This window comes from Tritonibacter horizontis, assembly GCF_001518015.1.
Taxonomy (GTDB): Bacteria; Pseudomonadota; Alphaproteobacteria; order Rhodobacterales; family Rhodobacteraceae; genus Epibacterium; species Epibacterium horizontis.
The window spans coordinates 1-14561 of the sequence record NZ_LPUY01000097.1 but is presented as its reverse complement, the minus strand read 5'-3'; the positions used below and the strand labels follow the sequence as shown (position 1 = coordinate 14561).

At 62.4% G+C, this 14561-nt stretch carries 15 protein-coding genes; 10 read left to right on the top strand and 5 right to left on the bottom strand.

What is annotated here, in order from left to right; translation table 11 throughout:
• Window positions 1-90: 90 nt before the first annotated feature.
• On the bottom strand, window positions 91-1518 hold the full coding sequence (locus TRIHO_RS18820; protein ID WP_068247390.1) for a protein adenylyltransferase SelO: 1428 nt from the start codon (window positions 1516-1518) through the stop codon (window positions 91-93).
• A gap of 121 nt (window positions 1519-1639) precedes the next feature.
• Between TRIHO_RS18820 and TRIHO_RS18815 the strand changes: the two genes are divergently transcribed.
• Window positions 1640-2077, top strand: coding sequence for a cupin domain-containing protein (locus TRIHO_RS18815; protein ID WP_232367834.1), 438 nt, complete (start codon window positions 1640-1642; stop codon window positions 2075-2077).
• 61 nt (window positions 2078-2138) lie between these two features.
• Here TRIHO_RS18815 and TRIHO_RS18810 read toward each other — a convergent pair whose 3' ends face one another.
• Window positions 2139-3266 carry an anhydro-N-acetylmuramic acid kinase gene (locus TRIHO_RS18810; RefSeq protein ID WP_207498741.1) on the bottom strand — a complete coding sequence of 376 codons (1128 nt, stop codon included), beginning with the start codon at window positions 3264-3266 and terminating at the stop codon, window positions 2139-2141.
• Between the two features lie 143 nt (window positions 3267-3409).
• Here TRIHO_RS18810 and tyrS point away from each other — a divergent pair, with 143 nt between their 5' ends.
• The 3 genes from tyrS (at window position 3410) to TRIHO_RS18795 (ending at window position 6828) form a co-directional block, all read left to right on the top strand.
• On the top strand, window positions 3410-4663 hold the full coding sequence (gene tyrS / locus TRIHO_RS18805) for a tyrosine--tRNA ligase (protein WP_068247376.1): 1254 nt from the start codon (window positions 3410-3412) through the stop codon (window positions 4661-4663).
• A 340-nt stretch (window positions 4664-5003) separates the two neighbouring features.
• Window positions 5004-5930 carry a GNAT family N-acetyltransferase gene (locus TRIHO_RS18800; protein WP_068247374.1) on the top strand — a complete coding sequence of 309 codons (927 nt, stop codon included), beginning with the start codon at window positions 5004-5006 and terminating at the stop codon, window positions 5928-5930.
• Window positions 5931-6072: 142 nt separating this feature from the next.
• The gene (locus TRIHO_RS18795; RefSeq protein WP_068247372.1) at window positions 6073-6828 is read left to right on the top strand and encodes an SDR family NAD(P)-dependent oxidoreductase; all 756 of its coding nucleotides are present in this window, start codon (window positions 6073-6075) and stop codon (window positions 6826-6828) included.
• Between the two features lie 123 nt (window positions 6829-6951).
• On the opposite strand, the gene TRIHO_RS18790 is transcribed toward TRIHO_RS18795, so the two are convergent.
• The 3 genes from TRIHO_RS18790 to TRIHO_RS18780 all read right to left on the bottom strand — a co-directional run bounded on the left by TRIHO_RS18790 (window position 6952) and on the right by TRIHO_RS18780 (window position 10427).
• Window positions 6952-8763, bottom strand: a complete 1812-nt coding sequence (locus tag TRIHO_RS18790; protein WP_082705212.1) for an ABC-F family ATP-binding cassette domain-containing protein — start codon at window positions 8761-8763, stop codon at window positions 6952-6954.
• Window positions 8764-8984: 221 nt separating this feature from the next.
• Window positions 8985-9767, bottom strand: a complete 783-nt coding sequence (locus tag TRIHO_RS18785) for a GNAT family N-acetyltransferase (RefSeq protein ID WP_068247370.1) — start codon at window positions 9765-9767, stop codon at window positions 8985-8987.
• A 192-nt stretch (window positions 9768-9959) separates the two neighbouring features.
• Window positions 9960-10427 (bottom strand): outer membrane protein assembly factor BamE, encoded by a 468-nt coding sequence (locus TRIHO_RS18780; protein ID WP_068247369.1) that lies wholly within the window; start codon window positions 10425-10427, stop codon window positions 9960-9962.
• Between the two features lie 86 nt (window positions 10428-10513).
• Between TRIHO_RS18780 and TRIHO_RS18775 the strand changes: the two genes are divergently transcribed.
• The 6 genes from TRIHO_RS18775 to TRIHO_RS18750 form a co-directional block, all read left to right on the top strand.
• Window positions 10514-11068 carry a DUF177 domain-containing protein gene (locus tag TRIHO_RS18775; protein WP_068247367.1) on the top strand — a complete coding sequence of 185 codons (555 nt, stop codon included), beginning with the start codon at window positions 10514-10516 and terminating at the stop codon, window positions 11066-11068.
• A 276-nt stretch (window positions 11069-11344) separates the two neighbouring features.
• Window positions 11345-11551 (top strand): 50S ribosomal protein L32, encoded by a 207-nt coding sequence (gene rpmF / locus TRIHO_RS18770; protein WP_068247366.1) that lies wholly within the window; start codon window positions 11345-11347, stop codon window positions 11549-11551.
• A 40-nt stretch (window positions 11552-11591) separates the two neighbouring features.
• A complete protein-coding gene (plsX, locus tag TRIHO_RS18765; RefSeq protein ID WP_068247365.1) occupies window positions 11592-12728 on the top strand; it encodes a phosphate acyltransferase PlsX in 1137 nt (378 codons plus the stop codon).
• Window positions 12729-12743: 15 nt separating this feature from the next.
• A complete protein-coding gene (locus TRIHO_RS18760) occupies window positions 12744-13715 on the top strand; it encodes a beta-ketoacyl-ACP synthase III (protein WP_068247360.1) in 972 nt (323 codons plus the stop codon).
• An 88-nt stretch (window positions 13716-13803) separates the two neighbouring features.
• Entirely contained in the window at window positions 13804-14106 is a 303-nt protein-coding gene (gene ihfA, locus TRIHO_RS18755; RefSeq protein ID WP_068247357.1) for an integration host factor subunit alpha, read from the top strand.
• An 89-nt stretch (window positions 14107-14195) separates the two neighbouring features.
• Window positions 14196-14561, top strand: a 366-nt coding sequence (locus TRIHO_RS18750; RefSeq protein ID WP_131811225.1) for a MerR family transcriptional regulator, incomplete at its 3' end; no start/stop codon positions are given.

Here is a 14561-nt window from a genome sequence, read left to right as displayed (position 1 = left end):
GGCCGGGCCGAAGGCCCGGCCTGCGCCCCCGAGCGACGCGGAACGCGGCGCAACCCCTCGCGCAAAGCGCGCAATCCCAACAAAAACAGCCTAGGTGCCACAGAACGTCGCGGCGACAATCTCGTTCTGGGCCGGTGGGCGGCGCAGGTCTTCGAACTCCGGATGCACCTCAAAGGGGCGCGATAACGCCTCCATCAAGCGCTCGAACGGCGCAAAATCACCTGCGACGGCGGCGGCTATCATCTCTTCCATACGATGGTTGCGCGGGATCAGGACCGGGTTGGCGGCGGCCATCACCGCCTGCGCCCCAGCGCCGCCAGCCTCCCTCTCCAGCCGTACGCGACGGCGGGTTTCCCAGCTGTCAAAGGCCACAGGGTCGAGAAACTGCTCGCGTGCGGTGCCATCCTGCAAGGCGCGGAACGTATTGGTAAAATCCGCCTGCCCGTCGCTCATCAATTGCAACAGATCACCGATCAGCTCCAGATCGCCTTCCGCGGCATCCACAAGGCCGATCTTGGCGCGGAACCGCCGCAGCCAGGCTGCCTCGATCAGGTCGGGCATTGCATGCACGATCTCTGTCGCCTCCGCCACCACATCGCTTGGATCCTCGTATTGCTGGATCAGCGCCGTGGCGAGTTGCGCCAGGTTCCACACCGCGATCTGCGGCTGATTGCCATAGGCATACCGCCCCATCCGGTCGATGGAGGAAAACACGCGGTTGACGTCAAAGACATCCATGAAGGCGCAGGGGCCATAATCAATCGTCTCGCCCGAGATCGAACTGTTGTCCGTATTCATCACCCCGTGGATGAAACCGACGCTCATCCAGGCGGCGATCAATTCGGCCTGGGCATCGCGCACGGCACGCAACAGCCCCATCGGCCCCTTGGCCTCTGGGTAATGTCGGGCAATGGCATAGTCGGTCAGGGTCTTCAGCTCAGCATCCTGCCCGCGCCCGGCAAAGACCTGAAAGGTTCCGACCCGCAGGTGGCTGCGGGCCACGCGGGTCAGCACCGCCCCCGGCAGACCGCCCTCGCGCCAGACCGTATCACCGGTTGCCACGGCCGCGAGGGAGCGGGTGGTTGGAATGCCAAGCGCGTGCATGGCTTCTGACACAACGTATTCGCGCAGAACCGGCCCCAGCCAGGCCCGCCCGTCCCCGTTGCGCGAATAAGGCGTCGGCCCAGACCCCTTGAGCTGGATATCCCGGCGAATGCCGTCGCGACCGATCACCTCGCCCAGAAGCACCGCCCGGCCATCGCCAAGTTGCGGATTGTAGGACCCGAACTGATGCCCGGAGTAGAGCTGCGCCAGCGGGGCCGCGCCATCCGGCACCCGGTTGCCGCCAAAGACCTGCGCCAGCTCGGTGTCATCACTGCGGGCGATGCCCAGCTCTTGTGCAAGCGCATCGTTGAAGGCCAACAGACCCGGTGCGGATACCGGGGTCGGATCCTGACGCGAATAGAATGTCGGCGCCAGTTGCGCATAGGTGTTGTCGAAGGGGATACAGACTGTCATGTGGCAAACATATGGTGCCTCATGGCAATTACCAGCCGGAAACGACAGGCTCCGCCCAGTGTCGAAACACCGACCCGCACCGTGAGTCCGCACAGAGAGATTGTTGTCAGGGAGAGGGCAAATGCAAAGCGATATGCACGCCGCAGAGATTATTGAAACATTGGGCCTGGAGCGTCATCCCGAAGGCGGCTGGTATCGGCAGACCTGGGTTGAAGAGACCACGGGCGCAGACCGCCGCCCCTGTGGCACCGCCATTTATTTCCTGCTGACCGCTGACGAACGCAGCCATTGGCACCGCGTTGACGCCACTGAAATCTGGCTCTACCACGCCGGCGCTCCACTGGTTTTGTCCCTGTCCGCCACGGACAGCGGCCCCGCCACGGATCTGTTGCTGACGCAGGGCCGCCCCCAACGGATCGTGCCCAAGGACCATTGGCAAGCGGCGCGCAGCACCGGCGCCTGGACATTGGTCAGCTGCACCGTCTCGCCCGGATTTACCTTTTCAGGTTTTGAGCTGGCCGACGCAGGCTTCGACATTCCCCGCCGCCAGATGGACTGACCCTGACGCGCCCCAGATGCGCCCTGCGATCATCCGGATGATGCGGCGGCCCGGCGGGCCATCAGGAGGTTTCGAGGCGCCAGCCATCGGGAAGGGTGACGATACCGCCCCCCACACAGGCGCGAACGCCGGTGGTGCGCGGGGCCGAGGTTGCCATGCCGCGCGCAACCCGTACCGCCAGATAGGCAAAGGCCTGCGCTTCAAGCATATCGCCGTCCAGCCCGACCGTCTCCACCGGTTCGACAGGACAGTCGAGCGAGACCCGCAACATCTCCATCAAGACCGGATTGTGCCGACCGCCGCCGGTGACCAGCACCTGCTCTGGCGGCTCCGGGCAATGTTCCATCCCTTGCGCCACGGCGGCGGCACACATTGCCGTCAGGGTTGCGGTCGCGTCGGCGTCGCTCAGCTCGGTGACAAGGCCAATCATCTCAGGAAAATCATTTCTATCCAATGACTTCGGAGGCAACCTTGAGAAATAGGGTTCCGCCAGGAACAGTTCCAGCGCCCCGTGTTCGACGGTGCCGTCCCGGGCAACACGGCCACCTTCGTCCATTTCCAGCCCCAGCCGTCCCATCAGGAAATCATTGATCGGGGCATTGGCAGGCCCGGTGTCAAACGCCAAAAGCGCGCCGGCGTCTTCGGGGCGGGGATAGCGCGGATCGACATAGGTCAGGTTGCCCACCCCGCCGAGGTTCAGGAAACACACCGGCGCCTCGGCCCCGATGTAGCGTGCGCAGGCATGGTGAAAGAACGGCGCCAGGGGAGCGCCCTCGCCGCCCATCGCCACATCGTCCGAGCGGAAATCCCAGACCACCGGCCGCCCCAGCGCCGCTGCCAGCGCTTCGCCGTCACCGACCTGCAAGGTGCCTTGCAAACGGGGCGCATGGGCCAGGGTCTGGCCGTGAAACCCGATCACATCGACCGACGGATACCGCTGCAACAGATCAATATGCGCCCGTTCCACCACCCGCGCCGCCGCGACCACCGCAGGCCCGGACCAGTGTCCCAAGGCCGCGCGCAACGTCGCGCGATCCTGCGCCGAATACGGGCGATAACCACTGTCGCCAAACCCGAAGATCTCTCGTCCATCAGTCTCCAGAACCGCGACATCCACCCCATCAAGCGAGGTGCCACTCATCGCGCCCAGGGCCCGAACCGGCCCCGATTTGGAAATGGCTTTGCCCATCTCTGCCTCTTTCATGCATCGCACCGGACCGTTTCGTCCGTTGCCGCACAGTCTACACCGCGCATTTTGTCCCGAAAACAGGTTCCAACCCACCAGGAAGCGATTTATACAGCCGCTTGCATATTCAAAAGCCGAGGCATGCTATGACCTACCATCCAAAATCGGATTTCATCGCCATCATGATGGAACGCGGGTTCCTGGCGGATTGCACCGATTATCAGGGCCTCGACGACGCCTTGGTAAGCGGCACGCAAACGGCATACATCGGCTATGACGCCACAGCAAAATCGCTGCATGTGGGGCATCTTTTGAACATCATGATGCTGCGCTGGCTGCAAAAGACCGGCCACCGCCCGATCACCCTGATGGGCGGCGGCACCACCAAGGTGGGCGATCCGTCCTTCCGCGCCGACGAACGCCCCCTGCTCGGCCCCGAGCAGATCAACGCCAATATCGCGGGCATGCAAAAGGTCTTTGCCAAATACCTCGACTACAGCGATGCGCCCGCAGGCGCCCTGATGCTGAACAATGCCGAATGGCTCGACGGGTTGAACTATCTCGAATTCCTGCGCGACATCGGCCGCCATTTCTCGGTGAACCGGATGCTGTCCTTTGAAAGCGTGAAATCGCGTCTGGACCGTGAACAGTCGCTGTCGTTTCTCGAATTCAACTATATGATCCTGCAGGCCTATGACTTCCTGGAGCTGAACCGCCGCTACAACTGTACGCTGCAGATGGGCGGGTCGGATCAATGGGGCAATATCATCAACGGCATCGACCTCACACGCCGTGTGCTGGAGAATGAAATTTACGGGCTGACCTCGCCGCTGCTGACCACCTCGGACGGGCGCAAGATGGGCAAATCCCAGGGCGGCGCGATCTGGCTCAACGATGAAATGCTGTCGTCCTATGAATTCTGGCAGTTCTGGCGCAACACCACCGACGCGGATGTGGGCCGGTTCCTCAAGCTCTATACCGAATTGCCGGTCGAGGAATGCGACCGTCTGGGCGCGCTCGAAGGGTCCGAGATCAACAGCGCCAAGATCATCCTCGCCAATGAGGTGACTACCCTGTTGCACGGGGCCGATGCGGCCAAGGCTGCCGAAACCACCGCCCGCGAGGTGTTTGAAAAAGGTGGCGTCGGTGACGATCTGCCCACCCTGACCCTGACAGCCGAGGAGCTCGGCGATGGCATGTCGATCGTGCAGGTGATCGTAAAATCCGGCCTTGCCAAAACCGGTAAGGAAGCCAAACGCCTGATCGCAGAAAACGGCGCCAAGCTGGACGACCAGCCCCTGACGGACGCCGGCCTGATGATCGACGCAGGCGCGCTTGCTTCACCGATCAAACTCTCCGCCGGCAAAAAACGTCATGCGCTGGTCGCTCTGAAAGCCTAGCGCCTGGAGACGCCGGTGCGACGCGTAAAAGAGGCATAAAACCGGGGATAGACGGCGGGGGCAATGGCTGCGCACGCCGCGCCGCCCTGCGGCTAATGCCGGTACCATCCGAACGACGGAGGCGATGGCGCGACGCTGGTCCGCTGTTCTTTGCGCCCTATAAAAACAACACGTCCACTGCGGTCAGGACCACAAAAACCGGCACTGACAGGACCGAGGCCAGAAGTATCGCCGCAGTCTTGGTCATTCGCGCGGCGGGCGCCTCTTTTCCAAAAACTTTTATTCTCTTTTTCATGATTTCATTAACCTGCAATTAGGTTTCCAAGCCGTTAATGGCGGCATGTTTGATCTCAGCTCCGCAGATGCCATGCCCCGCTCCCAGTCTCGTGCCGCGCAGATCCGCGCGCTTCCTCAAACCGCAGAATTCACCGCGGCGCTGCGTCTGGCCGGGCACGACCCGTTTGTCATCGACCGGCTGCAAAACACTGTCGTTCTCCGGCGCAAGGTCTGGGGCGTTCCGCTCGCCATGCTCAACCGCGCAGATCTTGGCAAACCCGGGCGCACGCTTGAAATTCTGCAAGAGGAGGGGTTGGAACGCACACCGATCATCCTGTCACCAGAACGCCCGGTGCCGGATCTGGCCCGTCTGGGAGCGCTGCCGCTGATGACTCCCGCCAGCGTTGGACGTCTGACGCTCGATCCAGACCGCGACATCCGTCGCGCCGGGCTGGAGCAGAAGTGGCGCAACCGGCTGTCGCATGCGGAATCGCAGCCCCTGCGCGTGACCCGGCAAACCATGCCGATCAAACCTGATCACTGGCTCTTGCGCGCCGATGCCAGCCAGCAACGCCAACGCCGCTACCGCAGTTGGCCGGCGGCCCTGACCCTGGCCTATGCACAGGCCAATCCTGGCTGCGCCAAACTATTTGAGGCGCATGAGGGGCAAGAGCGCGTGGCCGGCATTCTCGTGCTCACCCATGGCGACGGGGCGACCTATCACATTGCCCACAGCACTGACCGTGGCAAGGCGCTGTCGGCCCACAACCTGTTGCTCTGGTCCGCGATGGACTGGCTCTCCAGCAGGGGTATTCGGCAATTGGATCTTGGGGTTCTCAACACCGAGGATGCGGCCGGTCTTGCAAGGTTCAAACTCGGCACTGGTGCGTCGGTCGAACGGCTGGGCGGCACCTGGCTGTTCTGGCCTCCCCTCGGGCGCCGACTGGCACCTCTGGCCCGTCTCGACCTGAAACTGATGGGACAGGCCTGATCCTCCGCGGGCCCGATCGGCCTGCCAACTTGCCTTACATTGCCCACGCAGGCTTGGCGCGGTTTCGCCAACCGCGACTGGACAGGCGCGCGCGCCCATGATTATCTGAACACATGTTCATTTCATGGGAGGAGCGCGAGACATGAAACTCGCCACAACACGCGCGGTGGTCACCGGCGGCGCATCGGGCTTGGGAGAGGCCACAGCCCGACATTTCCGCACCAACGGCGCCGAGGTCACCATCCTCGACCGCGACATGGATCGCGGCCAGAAGATCGCCGACAGCATCGGGGCCCATTTTGCCGAAACCGACGTGACCAGCGAGGCCTCCGTCACGGCCGCCATCCAGCTGGCGGCAGAACGGATGGGCGGGCTCACCGCTTGCGTCAACTGCGCCGGCATCGCCCATGCGGTCAAAACGGTGGGGCGCGATGGTCCGCACCCCATTGGTCTGTTTCAAAAAACCGTCGATATCAATCTGGTCGGCAGCTTCAACGTCGCGCGCCTGGCGGCCGCAGAAATGGCCAAGCAGGAGCCCAGCCCGGAAGGCGGTCGGGGGGTGATCATCAACACGGCCTCTATCGCCGCCTTTGATGGTCAAAAGGGGCAAACGGCCTATGCCGCTTCCAAGGGTGGGATCGTCGGCATGACCCTGCCTATGGCGCGCGACCTCGCGTCGCTGGGGATCCGGGTGATGGCGATTGCACCGGGGATCTTCATGACGCCCATGCTCGCAGGCCTGCCAGAAGAGGCCCAGGCGCAGCTCGCAGCGGATGTCCCCAACCCGGCGCGCCTCGGCCAACCCGAGGAATACGCCCGCCTGGCCGGTTTCATCGTCGAGATGGGCTATCTCAACGGCGAGGTGATCCGCCTCGATGGCGCCCTTCGCATGCGTTGACACCGCCACAAGGCCAGGCGTTCCGCGACAAAGTGCGAACGGTTGCAATAGCGTGGCGCGCGCCCGGAACGGGCGCGCGCCACGCCGGTCGCTTTGGGCCATGGCCCAAAGCGAAATCCCTGCTCAGCCGGCCGCCTTGTCTTCCAGCAGCAGCCATTCTTCCTCGGCCTGCGCCAGTTTTTCCTGCCGTTGAACCAGCGCTTCGGTCGCCTTCTTGAACTTCACCGGTTCGCGGCTGAATAGCTGCGGATCCGCCATCAGCTCTTCGAGCTTTGCGATCTCCTTTTCCAGCCGGTCGATCTCATCCGGCAGGACATCAAGGCGATGCTTTTCTTTGAAGCTCAGGTTCTCCTTGGGGGCCTGCTGGGCCGCCTTGGCCTTGGCTTTCGCCGCCTTCGGCTTGTCCGGTCTGGCGGCACCGTCGCGTGGACCGCGCTGCGCCAGGTAATCGCTCCAGCCCCCGGCATAGACGGTCGCCCGCCCGTCGCCTTCCATGGCCACCGTTGCCGTCGCCACCCGATCCAGAAAATCCCGGTCGTGACTGACGAGAAGCACCGTCCCGTCATAGCTGTCCAGCAGCTCTTGCAGCAGGTCCAGCGTCTCCACGTCGAGGTCGTTGGTCGGTTCGTCAAGCACCAGCACATTCGACGACCGCGCCATCAGGCGCGCCAACAGCAAGCGGGCTTTTTCGCCGCCAGAAAGCGAGCGCACCGGCGCCCGCACCTGACGTTCGTCAAACAGAAATTCCTTCAGGTAGCCAACCACATGTTTGGGCTGGCTTCGCACCATCACCTGATCGGCCTTGCCGGAAATGCCCATCAAAGGATCCGCGGTCAGGTTTTCCCACAGGCTCGCATCACCGTCGAGCTGGTCGCGGGTCTGGTCAAAGATGGCAATCTCAAGCTTGGTACCCAGCTTCACCTGACCCGCGTCCGGTGTTTCCTGCCCCAGCATCAGTTTCAGCAATGTCGTCTTGCCCACGCCATTGGGCCCGACAAAGGCGATCCGGTCTCCGCGCTGCACCGAAAGCGAGAAACCATCGACGATGGTCTTATCCCCGTACCGCTTGGTCAGCCCTTCGGCATCCATCACCTTGCGGCCCGATTTGGAGCCGCTTTCCAGATCCATGGCCGCCGTGCCCTGCCGGGTGATTTGCGCGGCGCGATCCGCCTTCAGCTCGTGCAGCGCCCGCACCCGCCCCATATTGCGCTTTCGCCGGGCGGAGATGCCTTCAACAGCCCAGCGGCTTTCGGATTTGATCAGACGATTGAGCTTGTGACGGGCCATATCCTCGTCTTCCCAGACCTTGTCCCGCCAGGCCTCGAAATCCTCGAACCCCTTGTCCTGACGGCGCACCTGGCCGCGATCCACCCAAAGGGTCGCCCGCGTCAGCGCCCGCAGGAATGCCCGGTCGTGCGAGATCAGCACAAAGGCAGCACGGGTTGCGGCCAGTTCACTCTCCAGCCAGGAAATCGCTTCGATATCCAGGTGGTTGGTCGGCTCGTCCAGCAACATCAGTTCCGGCGCTTCGGCCATCAGCTTGGCCAGTGCCGCACGGCGACGTTCGCCGCCCGATGCCGTCTCTACCGGCCGGTCAGGATCAAATTTCAAACCCTCGCCGGCGCGTTCCACCTTGTACAATTCACCCGGTTCCAGCGCGGAGGCGGCGAAGTCACCGAGGGTGGCGAACCCCTCCATTTTGGGATCCTGCTCCATATAGCCGACCGAGTTGCCCGGCGGGATCACGATGGATCCGGCGTCGGCCTCCACCAGCCCGGCCATGACTTTCATCAGGGTCGATTTACCGGAGCCATTTCGCCCCACCAGCGCAACCCGATCGCCGGGCTGCACCACAAGATCAAGATCGGAAAAGATCGGATCGCCACCAAAGGTCAGCGAGATACCGGTCATCTGAAGGAGAGGAATACGTGCCATGAGAGCGGAGCTAAACCGCAGAGGGAGGCACGTCAATCGCAGAAGCGGCGTTGGACGATGTGTTGACGATTTACCCGGCCGGGCCGTGAGGTCGGAGACATCTTTCGCCCCCAAATCGGCGGCGGCTGGCACCGGGCGGCGCAGGTGGCCCCGCGCGGCAGGGGGGGGGCATGAGCGGGGCAAGGGGGCACCCCGGGCGGCACGCAATGCCGCCGCCGCCCCTATCCCGCAACCGCGCGCAGCAGGCGTTTGCGGGCAGGCGGAATCGCCCCGATTTCCAGCCCTGTGAACACATGCAGCGTGTTCATATGGACATCGACCACCGCATGATCGCTGACCCAGCCCCCCATCATCAGATAGGTCCGCAACAGGGGCGGCATCCGCAGCATCGCCTTTTTTGCATCTGGTTTGCGTCGCAGACGGGCAGCAAAGCGGAAAACGTTGGGCGCCTTGACCCGCGGCAGCCAGCGCTTCGGGGCCAGATGACGGTGTTTCAACATCGCAAAGGCGTCGAGGTAGTCTTCGGTCTCCGTCCCGGCAAACGAGGAACAGCCAAACAGCATCTGCACATCCTGCGCGTCCACAAATGCGGTCATCGCGCCCCAGGCCACACGCAGAATATCGCCGTCCACCCAGGACGGATGTATGCAGAAACGGCCCATTTCAACCATCCGCCCGTCAAAGTCCAAAAGACCGCGGAGGTCGTAGAACTGCGCCGAGTAACTGCGCTCGACATCGGCCCCGCCGTCAAGAACCAGCATGCGAAAACAGCAGACAAGCGCATCGCTACGTGTGTCTTCGACCAGGACATGGGCGCAAGTGGCGTCAAAGACGTCCTGATCGATCTGTTCGGTGCGAAAACACAAGGTCCGCAGCGCCTGAACCGCCGCAATGTCGCGCGCGCCAGCCCCGAGCCTTGCGCGATAGCGCCCCTTGCTCAGCAGAACGCCGCCCGACTCGGCGTCAGGGGCAACGGTAGGCTTGGACCGGGGTTGGACTGTCATGGGTTGGTCGTGCTCGCTCGGCTGTCATCACGGCCAGTGCCCCAAGCGGTCGGAACATCGGCCCTGAACGTTGCTAGCATGAAACGTATGAAGCCCGGGTGACGTTTTTCGCCCCGGGCTTCGAATTGACATGGTCGTTTCGGCGCTGGAAATTGGCGCAGGACAGGGCCGCCCCGCCCGCGCCACAGCCGGTTACTGCAAGAAGCTGCCCGGGTTGAAATTGCCAAGGTTGCCAATCAGCTGGCGCAGGAATGTCTTGTCCTCGATGCTGGAATCGGTCACCCGACGCTCCAGCGGCACGACCCGCCCGTCTGCCAGCGTGTAGCGTTGCACGCTGTCCACAACCCCTGCCCGGTCAAAGGTGATCGCCACGAGGTCGCGCGACACCACCTTCGCTTCGCGGGCGCCGAAGAATTTGACCCGCGAGGTCACATAGTAATAGCCGCTGTCATCCACGAGAGATTCGATTGTCGGCTCGCCAATTGTTTCTGCAACCGAGTCGCGGGTGTCGACCCCGACCACCACTTCGCTCAGCAGATCCGGCCCCGGCACCCAGCCGTGTTTGCGATATGTCGCGGTACAGGCCGCAACAACAGCCATAACTCCAACAAGAAGCGCGACCCGCAACGCGGATTTTACGGTCTCTGGTCTTGCAAACATGCGCTTCCCCTGCCCTTCGGCTTGATTCAGACTGAAGTCCCGATTACCTAAACCGGGCCTGTGGTTCAAGAAATGAAAGTGATCACGTGAATTCTGACCCCTCCAATACCAGTTCCAGTGCCCTTCGGGTCGCCGAGCTGCCCCAGAACCGCCCGACGCGCTTTGTCCTGGTCCCCGAGACCAAGGTCCTGGCCGAGATCGCGCAGGAGCTGGGCGTCGACGGCCTGCGCAAACTGCGCTTTGACGGCGAGATCTCGGCACGGGGGAAACGGGACTGGACGCTGAAGGCCACGCTCGGGTTCACGGTGGTGCAGCCCTGCGTCGTCTCGCTTGAGCCGGTAACCACCCGCGTGGACACCAAAGTGGAGCGGCTTTTCCTCGCCAATGTGGAAACACCTGAGGCGGCCGAGATCGAAATGCCCGACGAGGACCACGTTGATCCGTTGGGCGAAGAGATCGACCCCTATGCCGTGATGGTGGAAAGCGTCGCGCTGCATCTGCCGCAGTACCCGCGCAAAGCCGGGGCCGAACTGGGGCAGCATATCCATGCAGAACCCGGGACCGCGCCCATGACTGACGAGGACACACGCCCCTTTGCAGGGCTTGCAGATCTCATCAAACCCGGTGATAAGGACACCTGAAACGGGCAGCCGCTATCGCCACCGCGATGGTCAAAGCCTGAAAGAGCGGCAAATTGGAAGGTCAGGACGGTGCGTGCGCCGGCGTCTTTCCAAGAAATCGCTTGCGCTGACGGAAATTCACAGTATTTTCGCGCGCTCATCGGAATTTTTGGTTGGACATCAGGGCGGCTGCGGCCTACACGCACGTCACACCGCCCGTCAGACCGATTGACACGGAAATATGAAACGCGCCTGACGGAAACCTCCGGATGGCCCCAGTTAGACAAAGGTTGAGACATGGCTGTCCAACAGAACAAAGTATCCAAATCGCGCCGCAACAACCGCCGCGCGCACGATGCACTGGTTGCTGCAAACCCGAACGAATGCTCGAACTGCGGTGAACTGCGTCGTCCCCACCACGTGTGCCCCTCCTGCGGCCACTATGCGGACAAGGAAATCGTAGCACAGGCCGACGAAATCGACCTGGACGAAGACGCGGCCTGAGCATAACGGGATCACGGATGCCAGGCAGGCACGCAGTCGCATGACGGGTAAAACCGCTCCATCGCAGGCAAATGCCCGCCGCACCGTGATTTCGGTGGACGCCATGGGTGGCGATGCCGGTCCCACGGTTGTGGTTGCGGGCATCGCCAAATCTGCCCAAAAGAATCCGGCCATCCGGTTTCTTTTGCATGGCCCTATCGAACAGCTTGAACCTCTCGTGGCGCGCAGGAAAATCCTGAGGGGCCGCGTTGAGATTCGGGATTCGCGTGACGTTGTCACGATGGAAGACAAACCAAGCCAGGTCATGCGCAACGGCAAGGGCACCTCGATGTGGTCCGCCCTCGAAGCGGTGCGCAATGGCGATGCCGCCGGCGCGGTGTCTTGCGGCAATACCGGCGCCCTGATGGCGCTGTCGATGTTGCGCCTGCGCAAACTGCCCGGGGTCAACCGCCCGGCAATTGCGATTCTGTGGCCCTCGCGCAACCCGCAGGGGTTCAACGTGATGCTCGACGTTGGGGCCGATGTGCGCGCCGATGCCGAGGATCTGCTGCAATATGCCCTGATGGGCACCTCCTACACCCGCAACTCGATGGACCTGCCCTGCCCGCGTGTCGGCCTGCTGAATGTCGGCACCGAAGAGCACAAGGGCCGCGCCGAGTTGAAAGAGGCCTATAGCCTGATCGCGCGCAACGCCGAACGGGCCAATTACGAATTTGTCGGCTTCGTCGAAGGCAGTGATATTCCAGGCGATATCGCCGATGTCATCGTCACTGACGGCTTTACCGGCAACGTTGCGATCAAGACAGGCGAAGGCACCGCCAGCCTGCTACGCTCCGCGATGCGCGAAGCCTTTGAATATTCCGTCCTCTCGCGGCTTGCGGCCTTGCTGGCCTATACCTCCCTGGCGCGCCTGTCCAAACGGATCGACCCGCGCCGCGTGAACGGCGGTATTTTTCTGGGCCTGAACGGAACCGTGGTGAAATCCCACGGCGGCGCCGATGCCACCGGGGTTTCCGCCGCCGTCAAACTAGCATTTCTTCTTGCGGAACAGGGCTTTGCGGAAAAACTTGCAGCTCGGGTTGCATCCGCCGTAGAGCTTGCCCAAGATGACCCAAGGTCCGCGGATTCCGCGGATACAGGGCGGCCCGGCGAATCTGGAACCGGGACCAAGGAATAGAAGGCAGGCACACGAATGACGCGACGCGCAGTGGTAATTGGCGCAGGCCACTACCTTCCCGAACGCATTGTTGAAAACGCGGAATTCGAGGCAACGCTGGATACGTCGGACGAATGGATTCGCTCCCGGTCCGGTATTGAACGTCGCCATTTTGCGGCTGAAGGCGAAACCACCTCCCATATGGCGACCCACGCCGCCAAGGCTGCGCTGAAATCCGCCGGTCGCACGGCCGCAGATGTCGATGCCATTGTCGTGGCGACGTCGACCCCCGATCTGACCTTTCCCTCTGCCGCCACCATGGTGCAATCGCAGCTTGGCATGACCTCCGGGTTTGCGTTTGACGTGCAGGCGGTCTGTGCCGGCTTTGTCTATGCGCTGACCAATGCCAATGCGCTGATCGTCTCCGGTCAGGCGGACCGCGTGCTGGTCATCGGGGCAGAAACCTTCTCCCGCATCATGGACTGGACGGATCGTTCGACCTGCGTGTTGTTCGGGGATGGCGCCGGCGCCGTGCTGCTGGAGGCCCAGGAGGGCGAAGGCACCAGCGCCGATAGGGGTATTCTGGCCACTGATCTGAACTCTGACGGCCGTTACCAGGACCTGCTATACGTCGATGGCGGGGTCTCCACGCAAACCACAGGGCACCTGCGCATGCAGGGCAACCAGGTATTCCGTCACGCGGTAGAGAAGCTGGCCGCGACTGCCCATACCGCGCTCGACAAAGCCGGGATTGCGGCAACAGACGTCGACTGGATCGTGCCGCATCAGGCCAACATCCGTATCATTCAGGGCACTGCCAAGAAAATGGCGCTGCCCATGGACAAGGTGGTCGTGACGGTACAGGATCACGGCAACACCTCTGCGGCCTCCATTCCGCTGGCGCTGTCTGTCGGCGTTGAACGGGGGCAGATCAAACCCGGCGATCTCCTGGTGACCGAGGCTATCGGCGGCGGGCTGGCTTGGGGCGCGGTCGTTTTGCGTTGGTAACACGGGCGAAACCGCTGCTTCCAATTCATTGATATTGACAGGGAAATTCCAGACGCCCTATTGTTTTTCAAAACAACGGGGACTGGCGATGACCGAAAAAACAATTACGAGAATGGATTTGAGCGAAGCCGTGTTTCGCGAAGTGGGCTTGTCCCGCAACGAAAGCGCCCAATTGGTAGAGAGCATGCTACAGCATATGTCCGATGCTCTTGTGCGCGGCGAGCAGGTCAAGATATCTTCTTTTGGCACGTTCAGCGTGCGGGAAAAATCGGCCCGCGTCGGTCGCAACCCCAAGACCGGCGAAGAAGTGCCCATTCAGCCGCGGCGCGTGCTGACCTTTCGTCCGTCGCACCTGATGAAAGATCGCGTTGCCGACGGCAACCGCAGCTAAACCTTTTTCGGGTAGCTTTTCCTGAACCGAGCCAGACCGCCGGCGGCGGGACCGTCGGCTATCCCGCAATTTTCTGAAAGGTCGCTAAAATGTCCAAGTCCCCTGACGCCTTTCGCACCATCAGCGAAGTCGCGGAATGGCTGGATATTCAAGCCCATGTGCTGCGGTTCTGGGAAAGTAAGTTCAATCAGGTCAAGCCTGTCAAACGGGCGGGGGGACGGCGATACTACCGCCCGACGGACATGCTCCTTCTGGGCGGCATTCAGTATCTCCTGCACGAGGAAGGCCTGTCGATCAAGGACGCTCAGGCGCTGATCCGGGAGAAGGGCCTGCAGCATGTGCAGGATCTCTCCAAACCGCTCGAGGCTGAGGAGGCCGATGAACCGATCGAGAGTGAGGCCACCCCCGCGCCCCCGGTCAGCAAATGGGCAGACGAGACAGAGGTCGCGCCGCCC

Bases quoted from the DNA above. Each gene is read 5' to 3' on its own strand.
- TRIHO_RS18820 (WP_068247390.1), bottom strand. From the start codon at position 1,518: ATGACAGTCTGTATCCCCTTCGACAACACCTATGCGCAACTGGCGCCG.
- TRIHO_RS18815 (WP_232367834.1), top strand. From the start codon at position 1,640: ATGCAAAGCGATATGCACGCCGCAGAGATTATTGAAACATTGGGCCTG.
- TRIHO_RS18810 (WP_207498741.1), bottom strand. From the start codon at position 3,266: ATGGGCAAAGCCATTTCCAAATCGGGGCCGGTTCGGGCCCTGGGCGCG.
- tyrS (WP_068247376.1), top strand. From the start codon at position 3,410: ATGACCTACCATCCAAAATCGGATTTCATCGCCATCATGATGGAACGC.
- TRIHO_RS18800 (WP_068247374.1), top strand. From the start codon at position 5,004: ATGTTTGATCTCAGCTCCGCAGATGCCATGCCCCGCTCCCAGTCTCGT.
- TRIHO_RS18795 (WP_068247372.1), top strand. From the start codon at position 6,073: ATGAAACTCGCCACAACACGCGCGGTGGTCACCGGCGGCGCATCGGGC.
- TRIHO_RS18790 (WP_082705212.1), bottom strand. From the start codon at position 8,763: ATGGCACGTATTCCTCTCCTTCAGATGACCGGTATCTCGCTGACCTTT.
- TRIHO_RS18785 (WP_068247370.1), bottom strand. From the start codon at position 9,767: ATGACAGTCCAACCCCGGTCCAAGCCTACCGTTGCCCCTGACGCCGAG.
- TRIHO_RS18780 (WP_068247369.1), bottom strand. From the start codon at position 10,427: ATGTTTGCAAGACCAGAGACCGTAAAATCCGCGTTGCGGGTCGCGCTT.
- rpmF (WP_068247366.1), top strand. From the start codon at position 11,345: ATGGCTGTCCAACAGAACAAAGTATCCAAATCGCGCCGCAACAACCGC.
- plsX (WP_068247365.1), top strand. From the start codon at position 11,592: ATGACGGGTAAAACCGCTCCATCGCAGGCAAATGCCCGCCGCACCGTG.
- TRIHO_RS18760 (WP_068247360.1), top strand. From the start codon at position 12,744: ATGACGCGACGCGCAGTGGTAATTGGCGCAGGCCACTACCTTCCCGAA.
- ihfA (WP_068247357.1), top strand. From the start codon at position 13,804: ATGACCGAAAAAACAATTACGAGAATGGATTTGAGCGAAGCCGTGTTT.